15 protein-coding genes and 1 tRNA gene are annotated in these 14,667 nt (G+C 57.5%); 13 read left to right on the forward strand and 3 right to left on the reverse strand.

What is annotated here, in order from left to right; all coding sequences use genetic code 11:
* The first annotated feature begins 1 nt into the window (after position 1).
* Positions 2-475, forward strand: coding sequence for a low affinity iron permease family protein (locus tag HY282_12210; protein MBI3804513.1), 474 nt, complete (start codon positions 2-4; stop codon positions 473-475).
* On the opposite strand, the gene HY282_12215 is transcribed toward HY282_12210, so the two are convergent.
* The gene (locus HY282_12215; GenBank protein ID MBI3804514.1) at positions 472-1,236 is read right to left on the reverse strand and encodes a GGDEF domain-containing protein; all 765 of its coding nucleotides are present in this window, start codon (positions 1,234-1,236) and stop codon (positions 472-474) included. The genes HY282_12210 and HY282_12215 overlap by 4 nt on opposite strands.
* A 268-nt stretch (positions 1,237-1,504) precedes the next feature.
* On the opposite strand from HY282_12215, the gene HY282_12220 reads away from it, so the two are divergent.
* The 5 genes from HY282_12220 (at position 1,505) to HY282_12240 (ending at position 6,211) form a co-directional block, all read left to right on the forward strand.
* Positions 1,505-2,146, forward strand: a complete 642-nt coding sequence (locus tag HY282_12220) for a sulfite exporter TauE/SafE family protein (protein ID MBI3804515.1) — start codon at positions 1,505-1,507, stop codon at positions 2,144-2,146.
* A gap of 9 nt (positions 2,147-2,155) precedes the next feature.
* Positions 2,156-4,288 carry a cation-translocating P-type ATPase gene (locus HY282_12225; GenBank protein MBI3804516.1) on the forward strand — a complete coding sequence of 711 codons (2,133 nt, stop codon included), beginning with the start codon at positions 2,156-2,158 and terminating at the stop codon, positions 4,286-4,288.
* Between the two features lie 70 nt (positions 4,289-4,358).
* The gene (locus HY282_12230) at positions 4,359-5,042 is read left to right on the forward strand and encodes a DUF374 domain-containing protein (protein MBI3804517.1); all 684 of its coding nucleotides are present in this window, start codon (positions 4,359-4,361) and stop codon (positions 5,040-5,042) included.
* A 60-nt stretch (positions 5,043-5,102) separates the two neighbouring features.
* A complete protein-coding gene (locus HY282_12235; GenBank protein ID MBI3804518.1) occupies positions 5,103-5,444 on the forward strand; it encodes a hypothetical protein in 342 nt (113 codons plus the stop codon).
* A gap of 140 nt (positions 5,445-5,584) precedes the next feature.
* Positions 5,585-6,211: a CHAP domain-containing protein gene (locus tag HY282_12240; protein MBI3804519.1), complete on the forward strand. Its 627-nt coding sequence runs from the start codon at positions 5,585-5,587 to the stop codon at positions 6,209-6,211.
* Between the two features lie 57 nt (positions 6,212-6,268).
* Here the strand turns inward: HY282_12240 and HY282_12245 are convergent, their stop codons facing one another.
* Positions 6,269-6,592 (reverse strand): hypothetical protein, encoded by a 324-nt coding sequence (locus HY282_12245; GenBank protein MBI3804520.1) that lies wholly within the window; start codon positions 6,590-6,592, stop codon positions 6,269-6,271.
* Between the two features lie 503 nt (positions 6,593-7,095).
* Between HY282_12245 and HY282_12250 the strand changes: the two genes are divergently transcribed.
* The 7 genes from HY282_12250 (at position 7,096) to HY282_12280 (ending at position 13,902) form a co-directional block, all read left to right on the forward strand.
* A complete protein-coding gene (locus HY282_12250; protein MBI3804521.1) occupies positions 7,096-7,407 on the forward strand; it encodes a protease inhibitor I42 family protein in 312 nt (103 codons plus the stop codon).
* A gap of 46 nt (positions 7,408-7,453) precedes the next feature.
* Positions 7,454-7,529 (forward strand) — tRNA-Glu (locus HY282_12255).
* Between the two features lie 129 nt (positions 7,530-7,658).
* Positions 7,659-8,993, forward strand: coding sequence for a TolC family protein (locus HY282_12260; GenBank protein MBI3804522.1), 1,335 nt, complete (start codon positions 7,659-7,661; stop codon positions 8,991-8,993).
* Positions 8,994-9,042: 49 nt separating this feature from the next.
* Positions 9,043-10,239 (forward strand): efflux RND transporter periplasmic adaptor subunit, encoded by a 1,197-nt coding sequence (locus tag HY282_12265; GenBank protein MBI3804523.1) that lies wholly within the window; start codon positions 9,043-9,045, stop codon positions 10,237-10,239.
* A gap of 99 nt (positions 10,240-10,338) precedes the next feature.
* Positions 10,339-11,070 (forward strand): ABC transporter ATP-binding protein, encoded by a 732-nt coding sequence (locus HY282_12270; protein ID MBI3804524.1) that lies wholly within the window; start codon positions 10,339-10,341, stop codon positions 11,068-11,070.
* A gap of 38 nt (positions 11,071-11,108) precedes the next feature.
* Positions 11,109-12,326 (forward strand): ABC transporter permease, encoded by a 1,218-nt coding sequence (locus HY282_12275; protein MBI3804525.1) that lies wholly within the window; start codon positions 11,109-11,111, stop codon positions 12,324-12,326.
* Between the two features lie 148 nt (positions 12,327-12,474).
* Positions 12,475-13,902: a DUF4382 domain-containing protein gene (locus HY282_12280; protein ID MBI3804526.1), complete on the forward strand. Its 1,428-nt coding sequence runs from the start codon at positions 12,475-12,477 to the stop codon at positions 13,900-13,902.
* 78 nt (positions 13,903-13,980) lie between these two features.
* On the opposite strand, the gene HY282_12285 is transcribed toward HY282_12280, so the two are convergent.
* Positions 13,981-14,574: a hypothetical protein gene (locus tag HY282_12285; GenBank protein MBI3804527.1), complete on the reverse strand. Its 594-nt coding sequence runs from the start codon at positions 14,572-14,574 to the stop codon at positions 13,981-13,983.
* Positions 14,575-14,667: the final 93 nt, after the last annotated feature.

Here is a 14,667-nt window from a genome sequence, read left to right on the forward strand (position 1 = left end):
CATGCAACAAAAGAAGGAGCAATGTGCGCTGGCGGACGAGACATTCGCTGAGAAGAAGGCGGGATTTACCTGTAGAGATCTCTTTCGAAAGTTCTCAAACAAAACGTCGCAGGCGGTCGGCTCGCCCGCTTCGTTCATTGCCGCCGTTGTCGTCCTCATTTTCTGGGCGGTCTCTGGACCCTACTTTCATTTTTCCGATACATGGCAGCTGATCATCAACACCGGGACGACGATTATTACATTTCTCATGGTCTTCGTCATTCAAAACACGCAGAACCGGGATGCACGTGCGATTCATTTAAAGCTCGATGAATTGATCCGAAGCATCGATGGCGCGCGAAATTGGATGATTGATTTAGAAGAGATGTCGGATGAAGAGATTGAAGTGTTCCGGAAAGAGTTCCAGCGCTTCACCCGGCAATCGCGCCGAAAAAAGGTCGGAGCGATAGGGGAGCGGATCGGACCGAAATCTTAAGCGGTTTTATCGTAGTGGGAATGGCTCCATCCCGCCTCCGATTCGATCCGGTTCCCTCCCTTCCGCTTCGCACGATACATCGCTTCGTCCGCTCGCTTGAGGAGCCGGTCGGATGAATCGCCACGTTTAAAAGCCGCCGCACCCATGCTCAAGGAGCTGAGATATTTCTGGCTCTGATGGAAGGCAAGACGGATCCGCTCGCCGACTTCCAGCCCCGCCGCCAGATCGGTATCGATCAAAATCACCGAAAATTCATCCCCCCCGTAACGTGCCCCGCAATCGACCCCCTCCCGAATCATTTCCGAGATAATCCGTCCCATGTCCTTTAAAAGAGCATCGCCGGCGGTGTGTCCGTAGGAATCGTTGTAGCGCTTAAACCCGTCGATATCAAAGAAGAGAAGGGAGAAGACCTCTCGTTGCCGGCTCGCCCGTTCCACTTCTTTTTCAAGCCGTTGATGGAAAAAGCGTGCGTTGTGAATTTGTGTCAAATGGTCGGTGATCGCCAGCCGTTGCAGTTCTAAATTTCGAGACTGCTGACGCTGCGCCCGCTGTGAAAAAAAGTAAATCAAAGAGAGCACCATGATGAGATTGAGAGAGGTGCTGGTGAGATTGGCGAAGAGATCTCGTTCGGTCCGGAAGAAAGAGCCGGTCTCATAATAATCGACCCACCAGGGTGCTATGCCGATCAGGGTGATTAAAAGGACGCTGACCGTCGCGAAGAGGATCTCTTGATAGTCGAAGTTCGGTTCATTCGGTTGCATTACAGACAATATCGATTGCCTTGGACAAGCTGAAGCGGTGATCCGTTGAGATGAACTTACGAGGAAGTCTAAGGGGACAAACAAAAAGCAGATCACACGAAATATTTTCTAAATTCGAATCGATCGTAGCATGGAGGTTTTTTTAAATCAATCCCTCGCCGCAAGGGCTCAGAGGCCTGAGGGTGGGTCCGCTTACTGCACCGATCGATCTTGTGCGTGTAGGCTGAAGAGATTCACCCTCAGGGTGTGTTCATCGAAGAGGTAGAGGATGGAGTATCTGATCTTATTCCTGATGAGCCTCGCCGCTTCCCTTCACTGTGTCGGGATGTGCGGCGGGATTGCTGCAATGCACGACCGATGGACCGTCTCCAATCATCGGAAAAGGTTTTACCGCTTCCTCTACCATGGCGGCCGGATCGGAACCTATCTCTGCTTGGGGGGTTTCTTCGGTGCCCTGGGAGCCCTCTCGCAGGGCGCGCAGCGCGGGCTGGCGCTCATTACCGGGACCTTCATCGTCTGGACGGCCGTTCAAGCGCTGTCGCCTTCTCCCTCGGGCGGACTTGCTCTGCCGGGGACGTTTTTCGGATCGCTCTTTGCTGCGATCCGAAGCCGTCCCGGGGGGATCGGCTCCCTCTGTTTCGGGATCTTTCACGGTCTCCTTCCCTGTTCCTTGGTGTATGCGTTTGCAGCCAAGGCGGCGAGCAGCGGATCGATCCCCTCGGCCCTTCTCACGATGATCGCCTTCGGATTGGGAACAGTGCCGGCCCTTCTTTTCTCGTCGAGCATGATCCAACGGCTCTCTCCCCGGCTTCGCTTATATGCTGTTTCAGCAGGGAGCCTCTCCATTTTGTTCCTCGGCGTGGTGACGCTCCTGCGCGGCTTTTCCCCTCTACATGCAGGCCATGGATGAGGTCGATCAGTGAAGACCCTCCTTCTCTGCCGGCATTGCCGGCTGCCGATCCGATTTCCGGCTCGATCCGAAACCGATCCTTTTTGCTGCTACGGCTGCAGGATCGCGTTCCACATTGTCGGAGAACAGGGAGAGGGGGGAGAAGCCGCCTTTCAACTCGCCTGGTTGGCGCTTGGTGCCCTTCTTTCGATGAACATCATGACCTTCAGCCTCTTGCTCTATTCTGGAGCGGTCCCACCCGGAATGGTCCCTTCTTTCCACTTCATCCTCTTCCTCCTTTCGACGCCGCTCTTTCTATTGCTCGGCGCCCCCTTTTTCAATGGGCTCGTTCGTGAGCTACAGACCGGCTCCTTCGGGATGGAGAGCTTAATCGCCTCGGGCGCCGGTGCGGCCTACCTCTACTCCACATTCGCTTGGATCACCGGTCGGGAAGAGGTTTACTTCGATACCGGAACAATGATTTTGGTTCTGGTGACGCTCGGGCGTCTGCTTGAAGCGGTTGCGCGCGCCCATGCGGCGGATGGCATCAAGCGTCTCCTCTCCCTTACCCCGCTGCTTGCAACGGTGCGCGCGGGATCCACGCAGATTGAAAAACCGGCCGAGAAGATTCAGGTGGGAGAAGAAATTTTGATACGGCCCGGCGGGCAGATTCCGGTCGATGGATCGGTGCTGGAGGCGGGAGAAGGGAGAGCGACCGTCGATGAGTCGATGTTGACCGGCGAGGCGCGGCCGGTCGAGAAGGGGATGGGGGATGCGGTCTATGCGGCGACGGTCAACGGCGAGAGCCCCTTATGGATTCGCGCGACCGCCCCGCTGGCCGACTCCCTCTTCAGTCAGATGGTGCGGCTGATGGAGCGGGCGATGATGGAGCGGGGTCAGATGGCGCGGCTCGCCGACCGTGTCTCGGGACAGTTTGTTCCCTTGATTTTTGCGATCGCCGGCGCGGTCGGTCTTTTTTGGTGGCGACGGGCCGGTGGAACGACGGCTTTCTTTCATCTCTTGGCGGTATTGCTGGTCGCCTGTCCCTGCGCGCTGGGGCTGGCGGTCCCGATGGCCATCTCCGTGGCGGTCGGTCGCGCCGCGCGGGAAGGGGTGTTGGTCCGGTCGGCAAAGGCGTTCGAGCTGCTCCCGAAGATCCGGTCGATCTTCTTCGATAAGACCGGGACGTTGACCGAGGGGAGACCGGCATTCTTGGCGGTGCTCCTCGCGGAAAATTCCACTACGGGATCAGAACGGCTCTTTTCGATCAGTGCCCCTCTTGCCTTTTTCTCGGAACATCTCCTCGCAAAGGCGCTGTGCGCGGAAGCGGCCGCACGGGATCTCCGCCGCGTCTCGGTCGCCTCTTTCGAAAATCGCCCCGGCCTCGGCGTCTGCGGGGAGATCGAGGTCGAAGGGATCGATCAGAGGGTTTGGATGGGGAGCCGGCGATGGATGGAAGAAAATGGCCTGACGTTAGACGCCGGCCTTAATCGAGAGAGCAGCCGCGCGGCGTCGGAGGGAAAGAGCCTCGTCTTTTGCGGATGGAAGGGGAGGGTCCAAGGCGCTTTTCTCTTCTCGGATCGGCTCCGACCCGAGACGACGGAGGCGCTCTCGCTTCTACAGGCCGAACCGCTCTCCCTTCACCTTTTGAGCGGTGACCAGAGAGCCGTCGCCGAAGAGATCGGACGGCTTCTGCCGAGCCTCTCGATTTGCGCCGAGCGGCTTCCGGCGGAGAAGCGGGACGAGATCCGCCGTGCAAAGGGCGGGGGAGAGATCGTCGCGATGGTCGGCGATGGGATCAACGACGCGGCCGCCCTCGCCGAAGCCGATGTCGGCATCGCCGTCGGCTCCGGAAGCGATGTCGCCAAGGAGACGGCCGATGTCAGCTTGGTCCATACCGATCTTCGGAAGATCGCTTGGTTGATCTCCTTCTCGAAGCGGGCGTCCCGGATCATGCATCAAAACCTCTTCTGGGCCTTCTTCTACAACGGCATCGGCGTCGCCCTGGCGGCAATGGGCCTGCTCCGCCCCCTCCTCGCCGCCCTTGCCATGGTCTTCAGCAGTCTTCTGGTCATCGGCAACAGCCTCCGTTTGAAATCGTTTCCGCCGGCGCCTGAGACCTTGGAAGTGAAACGACCCGGTGCGTGCCCTCCTTTGGATTGAGTTCAAGGGATCCATCCTGTACAATGATCCGATCGACCCGGTTTTTTTGATGCGGTCCGCCGGAGGCCCCTTGCCGAGAACCCATTCCGAGAAGATTGTTTTCTTTCTCGTCTATTTCATCGCCCGCACCTTTATCCAACTCTATCGCTGGACCTGTCGCGTCAAAGTGAACGGACCGCTTCTTGATTGTCTGAAAGAAGAGCAGCCGGTGCTCCTGACCTGGTGGCATCAAGACATGCTCTTTAATTTTTACTTTCTCCTCTCATTTGCAAAGCGCCGGAAGGTCGTGACCATTGTGAGCCAAAGCAAAGATGGGGCGCTCGCAACCTATTTGATCGAGCGGTGCGGTTTTACCGTCGTGCGGGGGTCGAGTTCGAAGGGGGGAAAAGCGGCGCTCGATCGTCTGACCGAGCAGGTGGTGAAGGAGAAGGCGATCGGGGTGATCGTATGCGATGGACCCCGTCCGCCGGAGCGTGTCGCCAAGCCGGGCATCGTTCTGCTCGCATGGAAGAGCGGTGCTCCGATCATCAAGATCCGGTCCTGGGGGACGCGGCAATATCTCTTTCGGAAGAGCTGGTGCAAATTGGCTTTGGTCCTGCCGTTCTCACGCGTAACAGTGTGGTCGGATCTGCCCCTCTTTATCCCGCAGGGGTCGAGGGGAGAGGCGCTGGAGCGATACCGGTGTGAAGTCGAACAGCGGCTCAACGAGATGGCGGAAATTTCGGAACATCAGAACGGGGATCCCTCTCTCTGAAACCGGCTCGGCCGTAAAAAGAAATTGACTCCGTTGCGCCGAATTTGCTAACCTCCCGACATGTCAGAAAAAACCTTTCTCAAATCGCTTCAAGGCGCCCTTCCAGGAATGGCGGTCACCGGCGTGACCGGTGGAATGATCGGATCGTTCATCGGCGGATTGTTCTGGATTCTTCTGACCGCCACGGTCGGCGCGCTGATCGGAATGGTCGTCTGGCGGCTTGGCGGTCAGCGCTTCTTTCTTTTTGTGGTAATCGGTGCGCTGCTCGGCGGTGTTGCTGCTATTTTGCTCAACGGCACCGAGTCCGGGCTGATCGGCGCGGGCGCCGGTGGCGCAATGGGCGGGTTCATCGCTGTTAATCTCACCATGCTTCATCCGCGTCATCCCCGACGACCCTCCTGATTGGGAAAAGACCTTAAACGCCTCCTCTCTATTTCTTAATTTTCGGATATAATTCTCCAGGGGGATCATTTTGCATTGCAAAATTGCCCCTCTTCGTCTTTAATTTCTTCTGGAAAACCTATTTTAAGAAGGAGCATCGGATGATGAAGCGGTTGGTCTTGGTCTTCTCTATGTTGGCGTTCGGGATGGCGGGTCTTCCACTTAAGGTGGAAAGCGCGGAGGTCGGCTCTTGCGGGATGGTCCTGGCGACCTTCGCGGGAGTTCCTGCCCAGTCAAACCTCGTTGATCCTGACGAGAGCTGCGGTGGACGGGCGACATATGGGTTGCAATACCAGTGCGTTGAGTATGTGCGCCGCTTTTATCACCTGGTGATGGGAATCGAGACACGGGAAGGAATGATGGAAAAGCGGTGGAACGGGAATGCCAATACCTATTTTAAAACCGCCGCGCAGAAGGGACTAGACGCCTTCGAAAACGGCGGCCCTATTCCCCCCAAACCAAATGATATTCTCACCTTCCAGGGGGGGCCCTATGGCCACGTCGCCATTATCACCGTGGTGGCCGACGACCATATTGAATTCGTCGAGCAAAACTTCTCTCCGACCGGCACCGGCCGCCTTGCTTATAATCCATTGACCAATCGGGCGGAAAACCGTCGGATCGGCGGCGAGCTGTTTACCGTCGACGGATGGCTCCGACCTCACTCCGACCAGCCGGTGCTGCCCCCTCAAGGGTCCGCGGAAGCGGTCTCCAATCATCCTCGATGAAATAAAAAGGATCGGCGCCTCTCGGTTCCCAAGAGGGAGCTGATATCTGACCGCTGTCTAACCGCCTGACGGCGGAAGAAGCGGGGGCGGGGTCGATCGATTCGACCCGGGTAGATCTTGTCCCGATCGATTGCTTAACCCACCCCGATCGGTGCCTGAGGGAGCGCAGTTGGTCATTCCCAATTGGTCGCCCGGTTGTGTCGCTCCTCCTTGATCTCCCAGCGTGCCGCCCGGCATGCTCGGAACACTTCCCGGCGGATTTGACGGAATTCCCTGTGGATTCGGCGGAATGCTCCCTTGTGGGTTGGGAGGGACCGCTCCCGGAGGGGGAAGGGTGTTCGATCCTCCCGGTGTCCCACCCCCCGAGCCTGGGCTCTGCAACCCTCCACGATCTCCTTGGTTTAAATCAGGAGCAGCGGTGCCGGGAGGGCATGGAACAGGCCCACCGAGATTGGGATTTCGAGGTTCGCTTCCGGGAAGGTCTGAATTGGGTCCTCCGGGTGTGCCAAAAGCGCCTGAGCCGCCCTGCTCGGGAGTCATCTGGGCCAGCAAGGGGGCTGCGCTGAGTAGAATTGCCGCAAACGAAAATAAGATCTGCTTTTTCATTCTCTCCACCTTCCTTTCGTTGTGAACTCATGAATACCGAAGTATAAGAGCAAGAAGAAGGCCATAATAAGGCGTTTGATTTTATTGCATTTAATAAGGCGGAGTTAGAGATAAATGTAAGACCGCCGACTTTCTGCGCAGTGATCTTCCAACTCCACAGAAGGGCGCGCAAAAATTACCCGTCCTTCTCTCTATCTGCTCTTAAAGATATTAATCGTTGACAAAAGAGAGGGATTTCGCTAGAGTACCGATCAATGAACCGTTTTATTAGGTAACTCATGGCCCAGCAGATCCAGCACGAGCTAAAAAAAATTCAGGTCAAAGTCGGGGAGCCGTTTAAGGTCCGATTCTGGGAAGACCGGACGCGGGGAAGCCGGTATGTGCCGACATATGATACCGCCGCGCTGAAGGCTCTCAGCGATGAATATGAGCGAACCCGTCATGTCCGGACAAACGACATCGGAATGCATTCTTTCGAGTTCGTCGCGACCCAGCCCGGGAATCATATCATTGAATTTGAGTGTCGGTACGGTTGGAAGTTCTCTGCGGAGGACCGCCTGGTATATGAGATCGAGGTTAAAGCGCCCTGATCACTGGGGCCGTGCTTAACCAACCTCACCTATTAACTCCATTTTTGGTCCCATCGTCTAGCGGCCCAGGACGCTGGCCTCTCACGCCGGAAACACGGGTTCGAACCCCGTTGGGACCACCAGCCTTTCTTCCACCCAAAAAGAATCAATTCGGCGGCCGTTTCTCAGCCCTTTTGTCCGGCCGCCTTCCGTCAATTGACAGACCTCACTCACACTTTTATAATGAACTGATTTAAACAATGAGGCGGTGCGTGTGCCGTAATCGGTGGCGTCTCCATGGAAGATGGTTCGGCGTCCTTCTTTTTCTCTTTCTTTCAGCAACGGTTCTTTTTGCCGAAGCGCCTCCTTCGAATCGATTGACACTCGACCAAGCGATCGACCTGGCGCTCCGCTTTCATCCCACTCTCCGAACGGCCCGAGCGACCACCCAGGTCCAAGAGGCACGCTTGGGGGAAGCCCGCTCTGATTTTTATCCGAAGGTGGACCTGACCGCCGATTATCGACGCAGCACCGCCAACTTTGCACCGAGCTCTCAGACCGGCAGCAGCCTCAACCGGCTCGCCGGATTGGGAACCTCGAATAGCTCCTTTGATAATTACTCCTCCGTATTGTCGCTTCAGCAGCGGATCTTCGATTTCGGCAAGACCGGTGCGACGGTGGAGTCGGCGAGGGAAGAGGTTCAGGCGAGCCGTTGGACGGAGGAGGCGACCCGCGAAGATGTCGTCGTCAACGTCAAAGTCGCCTACTTCGCCCTCCTTGGGACCCGATATCTGGTTCGTGTGAATGAAGAGACGGTTCAGCAGTTCGAGCAACACCTGGAGCAGGCGCAAGGTTTTTTTTCGATCGGAACCCGGCCGAAGTTCGACGTGACGAAGGCGGAGGTCGATCTGACCAATGCGCGCTTGAACCTGATTCGGGCAAAGAACAATGCCGAGGTGGCCCGGGTGACCCTTGCGAACGCGATCGGACTTCCAAACCAGTCGATCGGGGAGCTGGAGGATATATTGAATTTTAAAAAGTTCGAGGTCACGGAAAAGGAAGCGCTCGAAGAAGCAATGAGCCAGCGCCCGGAGCTTCGGTCTATTCTGGCGACGAAGCGGGCGGCGGAAGCGTCGGTCCGCGCCACCCAACGGGCTTTCTTCCCGGTGCTCTCCGGCACGGCCGATTATACCTACCGGGGACAAGATTTCCCGCTGATTTGGAATTGGGATGTCGGTTTGAACCTGACCTTTCCGATCTTCTCCGGGTTCCTACAAAAGTCGCAGGTGGCGGAGGCCCGCGCCAACCTGGGGACCGTTTTTGGAAACGAAGAGCTGCTTCGTCAGAATATCTTTTTAGAAGTTCGACAGACCTATCTCAACCTTCTGGAGGCGGAAGAGCGGGTTCTCACGTCCAATATTGTGGTGCGTCAGGCGGAGGAAAATCTGGAGCTGGCTAATGGACGCTTTCAAGCCGGCGTCGGCACCTCGGTCGAACGGACCGATGCCCAGGTGTTGCTCACCAATGCGAAAACCACCCAGATCCAGTCGCTTTATGATTACAAGGTGGCGGTGGCTCACCTTGAAAAGGCGATGGGAAGGCCGTGAGGTGAATTGCGGAACGCGGGAATGAGGAATGCGGAGTAAGAACAGAGAGATGACACCTTTGCAAGGTTGGAAAAAAGGGTTTCTGCTGCTCGGTCTTCTCCTCGTTGTGGGCGGCGGGTTTGCCTTCTTCCGGGATGGAAAAAAAGAGCCGGAGTATCGGACGGTGAAAGTCGAGCGCGGCGGGATTACCGCCACCGTCTCGGCCACCGGGAAGGTGAATGCGGTGGTGACGGTTCAGGTCGGAAGCCAAGTCTCCGGAAGGATTCAAACGCTCTCCGCCGACTTTAACTCCCGCGTCAAAAAAGGCCAGGTCATCGCCCAGATCGACCCGGCCCTCTTCAACGCGCAGGTCGAGCAGGCGAAGGCGAAGCTCGCCAACGACGAAGCGAACGTGGAGAAAGCCGGGGTGGTTCTGGCCGATGCGAAGCGAAGCCTGCTGCGGATGGAGACCCTCCTCTCCCGCAACCTGATCTCCCAGAGTGACAAGGATACGGCCCAGACCGCCGCCGATTCGGCGGCGGCGAGCCTGAAGGCGGCCGAAACACAGGTTCAACAGGACCGCGCGTCGCTGCAACTCGCCGATGCGAATCTTCGCTATACCACCATCGCATCCCCGGTCGATGGGATCGTCATCTCCCGCAACGTCGACGTCGGCCAGACGGTCGCCGCGTCGCTCCAGGCGCCGACCCTCTTCACCATCGCCCAGGATCTCACCGAGATGCAGGTCGATACCAGCGTCGATGAGGCCGACATCGGCCGGGTGCAGATCGGCCAAGAGGCGGAGTTCACCGTCGATGCCTATCCTGACACCCCCTTTCGCGGGACGGTGCATGATATTTATAATCAGCCGCTCATCGTCCAAAATGTCGTTACTTACGATGCGATTATTCGGGTGAAGAATCCCGATCTAAAGTTAAAGCCGGGGATGACCGCGAACGTCGTGGTCCGCGTCGGATACAAGGAGGATGTCTTGAAGTTGCCGAATGCCGCCCTGCGTTACCGGCCGGAGAAGGCGTCGGGTCCCTCTGTTCCGGTGAAGGGAGACAAATCGAAACCGACCGAGGTCTGGGTGCTGAAAGAAGGGAAAGAGGTGGCGGTGCCGATCAGCCTGGGGCTCAGCGACGGCGCCTCGACCGAACTCCTCTCCGGCGATCTCAAGCCGGGCGATTTGTTGGTAACCGAGAAGATCCGGAAGGGCGGCGGCTCCTCCGGAGGGGGGCGGCCCCCCTCGATGAGAGGATTCTAGGGTCACACTCGATTTTTGATGAGGGCAGCGCCTTTCGAGCTGAAGGCGCAAGATGACCAAAAGATGCCCAAGCGATAAGAAAGAGGCAAGATGAACCGGCTGATTCAGGTCGAGACACTCTGGAAGGTTTATAAAGCCGGAGAGGTGGAGCTTCCTGCGCTGAGGGGGGTTTCCTTTTCGGTGGCCCGAGGGGAATTTGTTGCGTTGATGGGACCGTCCGGTTCGGGGAAATCGACGTTGATGCACCTCTTAGGTTGTCTCGATCGCCCGACCCGCGGGCGCTATCTTTTGGATGGGGTCGATATCGGCGGGCTGAAGCCGAATGATCTCGCCCGGATCCGAAATCAAAAAATCGGTTTTGTCTTCCAGGGATTCAATCTCCTCTCCCGAACGACTGCCCTTGAGAATGTCGAGCTCCCGATGATTTATACCGGCGATTCGGCCGCTCCCCACGCGCGCGCGCAAGCGGCGCTGGAGCGGGTTGGATTGGGAGACCGGCTCTATCATTATCCGAACCAGCTCTCGGGAGGGCAGCAGCAGCGGGTGGCGATCGCCCGGGCGTTGGTGATGCACTCTCCGCTCATTTTGGCCGATGAGCCGACCGGAAACCTCGACACCCGCACGTCGGTCGAGATCATGGCGCTCTTTCAAGAACTGAATGAGGGGGGGATGACCCTCATTCTGGTGACGCATGAGCCCGACATCGCGCAGTACGCCTCCCGGATCATCCGCTTCCGGGATGGAGAGATCCAGAGCGATCTGCCGGTGGAAGGGCGGGCGATCGCGAAAGAGGCCTTGAAGTTGATTGTGGCGGAGGCCGGCTCGGTTTGAGCCTCCAGGCGGCTTATCGCTTATCATAGAGAAGATGAATGAGTCCGATCACTGCGCTAAAAATTGCCGGGCGCGCCCTCTCCCGAAATGCGATGCGGTCAATTCTGACGATGCTTGGGATGATCATCGGGGTGGGCGCCGTGATCACGATGGTTTCTGTCGGACAGGGGGCGAAAGAGCAGGTGGAAGCTCAAATTGCGACGATCGGGTCGAACATGCTGTTGGTTTTTCCAGGCAGTACGACGCAGGCCGGCGTCCGTTCCGGTGCGGGCGCGATGACAACCTTAACGGAAGAAGACTCGGCGGCGATTGAGAAGGAGCTCTCCGCCGTCCGCGCCTCGGCCCCCTCGCTTCGAACGACCGCGCAGGTGATCAGCGCCAACCAGAACTGGTCGACCCAGGTCAGCGGAAGCACCCCGAATTTTTTTCTCATCCGGGATTGGCACTTCGAGTCGGGCAGCCCGTTTACACCATCCGACGTTACCGGAGCGAACAAAGTCGCGGTGATCGGAAAGACGGTCGCCACCAGCCTCTTCGGCGCGCAAGATCCGATTGGACAGATCATCCGAATCCGAAATGTCCCATTTAAGGTGGCCGGGGTCCTCGCGCCAAAGGGGCAGTCGGCCCAGGGACAGGATCAGGACGATACGATCATCATCCCGATCACCACGTTGCAGAAGCGGATCATGGGGGTGAACTATATCGGGATTATTCTGGTCTCGGCGAACGCTCCGGAGGAAACGGCGGTGGCGCAAGAGCAGATTCGTCAACTCCTTCGGCAGCGCCACCGTCTTCAGGCCGGACAAGAAGAAGACTTCTCCGTTCGAAACATGGCCGATATCGCCAGCGCCGCGGAGTCGGCTTCAAAAATTATGGCGCTGCTGTTGGGGAGCATCGCTTCGGTCTCATTGATCGTTGGCGGGATCGGAATCATGAACATCATGCTCGTCTCCGTTACGGAACGGACGCGCGAGATCGGCATCCGGATGGCGGTCGGCGCGCGCGGCCGCGACATCCTCCTTCAATTCTTGATGGAGGCGATCGTTCTCTCCTTCATCGGCGGCCTCCTCGGGATCGGGCTGGGGATCGGCAGCTCGAAGCTCATCTCCAGCCTCGTCCAGTGGCCGACGATCGTCTCTCCCCAGTCGATTCTTCTCGCCTCCGCGGTCTCGATCGCCATCGGCGTCTTCTTCGGACTCTACCCCGCTCGCCGCGCCGCCTCCCTCGATCCGATCGAAGCGCTTCGTTACGAATAACCATTTGGCTCCTCCGGATTGGCCATAAAAACGCCTGCTTGTTCTTATTGAAGAACCGATAAGGGATAAGTTAAGATAGGGATGTCCCCCCGGATGGTCTGGGAGGAGCACTGTATCCAAGCATCCGAGAAAGGAGTATCAGAAATAAATGTTCGATATGCCTCTACGTTTCCGTTTGCTCTTGTGTCTACTTGTTCTCAGTTTATTGACTGTTTCCTGCAACGGCGGGGGAGGCACCTCAGGGAGCGCGGCCGATCCCGGCACTGGCCGCGCCGCCATTCTCCTGACCGATCGTTACGAAGAGAAGATTACCGATCATCAAGGCCAAGTCATCACCTCCGCCAAGGAGATCTGGGTCACCTTCAGCAAATTGTCCTTAAAACCGGAGGAGGGGGACTGGATGACCCTCTTCGACGGACCCAAAAACAAATCGGTCGATCTCTTGTCTCTCCATGGCAAGACCGATCTGGTGGCCCTGGCCGATCTGCCTCCCGGCAGGTACGACAAAGCGCGCCTTCAAATTGAAGAGGCCTGGTTTATCGACAGCGACGGGACGCGGCACGATGTCATTGTCCCTTCCCATCGGGTCACCATTCAGTTCAAGCACGATCTGGTCATCCACGCCGGCGACGATACCGAGATTCTCTTCGACTTTGTCCCAGGAAAATCGATTCATCTGATCGAGACCGGAAGTGGAAAGTTTATCCTTCGGCCGGTGGTCCGCGTCCGACTCAAAGGCGAGGAGGAGGTAACCGAAGTTGTGAAGGTCGAAGGGAAAATCTCTTCGATCGACTGTGACGCGCATACATTGACACTGGCCCGGGGTCAGGGCGATCCGATTACCGTCCACTTGGAAGAGGCACTCTTTATTCTAAAGGGGGGCGCCTTCCACCTGGAGGATGATGATCATAATGAGGCGGAAAAAGAGGCGGCACAGGTTGCCTCGTGTAAACAGCTCCAGGAAGGAGAGACGGTCGAAATTCTCGGTACGGCCGATGACCAGGGGGTCCTTCATGCCTCTTTGGTCCGGTTCGAGGAGGAGGCGGAGGTCACCCATCGAATTGAATTCGCCGGGACCCTTCTGAAGGTCGGCTGCGACAGTCAGACGGTCCGCGTTACTTTTAGCGGAGGGGAAATCGACGTCAGCTTGGGTGTAACGACGAAGGTCTTTACGGACGATGACAAGGAGATCGCCGCCGAAGAGCGCTGTGATGCATTGAAGAAGGCGCTTCAAAAGCAAATCGGGGTTGAAGGAACGGTCGAAGCAAATCAGGTCATTGCCACGGAGATCACCCTCCCGGCGGCGGCGCCGACGGTCCGGCCGACCCGTCTCGAAGGGATCGTTCAGTCGATCACGGTGAACGGGACTGCAGCAACCGGATTCATTCTCAAAGATGCATCGGGGAAGTCATATACCGTAACGACTGGAAACCAGACCGAGATCAAAGACCAAAATGGGAATACCCTTGCGGTCAACCAGCTTCTCAATCATCAGGTCCGGGTAGAGGGACCGCTCGATACGCAGACCCTCCCTAACCCGACAATCGCGGCTACCCTGGTGAGAGTCCTCTCGTAGTCCCTGCCACATTGGGTGCACCGGCGTCATCCAATGCCGGTGCACCTCTCTTTAAAAATATAAAAGGCATCGGCGATTTTACCGGTCGGATTTCTGAAGCTGTCCCAACACCCGCTCCAATTTACGCCTTCGGGCCGGGGAGTGGGGGGCGGCCGGATCGCCGTAGAGCCAGTCGGCATACGATCGGCTCTCGGTGTCTTGAATGCTGAACCAGTGGCGTCCTTCTACAGTGGTCTCAATCGGTTCGCTGGCATGATGCCTTTGGATCTCGTCGCGGAGGGCAGCTAGCCATTCCCGGTCGGCAGCGGTGAAGCTGATCCCGATTCCGCGGGTCGATTTTTTGTAGCAGAGGGTTCCGCATCCTTCGAGGATCCCCCGCTCCAGATCGGACTGCCGGAGGCGGTATTTTTTAAAGAGGGCGGGGAGGGTGATTTCGATTTCCGAGGCGAGCGGATCGGGAAGGGTCAAGCGCGTTTCGGTTTTTGTGCCATGGAGCGGACGCTCCGGGTGGTGGAGCTGCCGATGCGGGATCTTCCGGGATTCGCATGCAAGCGCGAGCAGCCGGGCCGCTTCCTCCAGGACCTCTTTATCCCGGTGGCGGATCGTCTGCTCTCCGGGGAGGCGCGCGGCGTGCAGAAAGCCGAACAGGTATGCTTCTTGTGCCTCGGTCATCCGACTCCTTCTCTTCCCCCTTCCAATACTAATCGATCTTTCTTCCGTGATCAATCGCTCTTCTTTTTAGACAGAGGTGTGCTGCCGTCCCCG

It is taken from the genome of Candidatus Manganitrophaceae bacterium, assembly GCA_016200325.1.
Classification (GTDB): domain Bacteria; phylum Nitrospirota; class Nitrospiria; order SBBL01; family Manganitrophaceae; genus Manganitrophus.

Bases quoted from the DNA above. Each gene is read 5' to 3' on its own strand.
- HY282_12210 (MBI3804513.1), top strand. From the start codon at position 2: ATGCAACAAAAGAAGGAGCAATGTGCGCTGGCGGACGAGACATTCGCT.
- HY282_12215 (MBI3804514.1), bottom strand. From the start codon at position 1,236: ATGCAACCGAATGAACCGAACTTCGACTATCAAGAGATCCTCTTCGCG.
- HY282_12220 (MBI3804515.1), top strand. From the start codon at position 1,505: ATGGAGTATCTGATCTTATTCCTGATGAGCCTCGCCGCTTCCCTTCAC.
- HY282_12235 (MBI3804518.1), top strand. From the start codon at position 5,103: ATGTCAGAAAAAACCTTTCTCAAATCGCTTCAAGGCGCCCTTCCAGGA.
- HY282_12240 (MBI3804519.1), top strand. From the start codon at position 5,585: ATGATGAAGCGGTTGGTCTTGGTCTTCTCTATGTTGGCGTTCGGGATG.
- HY282_12250 (MBI3804521.1), top strand. From the start codon at position 7,096: ATGGCCCAGCAGATCCAGCACGAGCTAAAAAAAATTCAGGTCAAAGTC.
- HY282_12265 (MBI3804523.1), top strand. From the start codon at position 9,043: ATGACACCTTTGCAAGGTTGGAAAAAAGGGTTTCTGCTGCTCGGTCTT.
- HY282_12275 (MBI3804525.1), top strand. From the start codon at position 11,109: ATGAGTCCGATCACTGCGCTAAAAATTGCCGGGCGCGCCCTCTCCCGA.
- HY282_12280 (MBI3804526.1), top strand. From the start codon at position 12,475: ATGTTCGATATGCCTCTACGTTTCCGTTTGCTCTTGTGTCTACTTGTT.
- HY282_12285 (MBI3804527.1), bottom strand. From the start codon at position 14,574: ATGACCGAGGCACAAGAAGCATACCTGTTCGGCTTTCTGCACGCCGCG.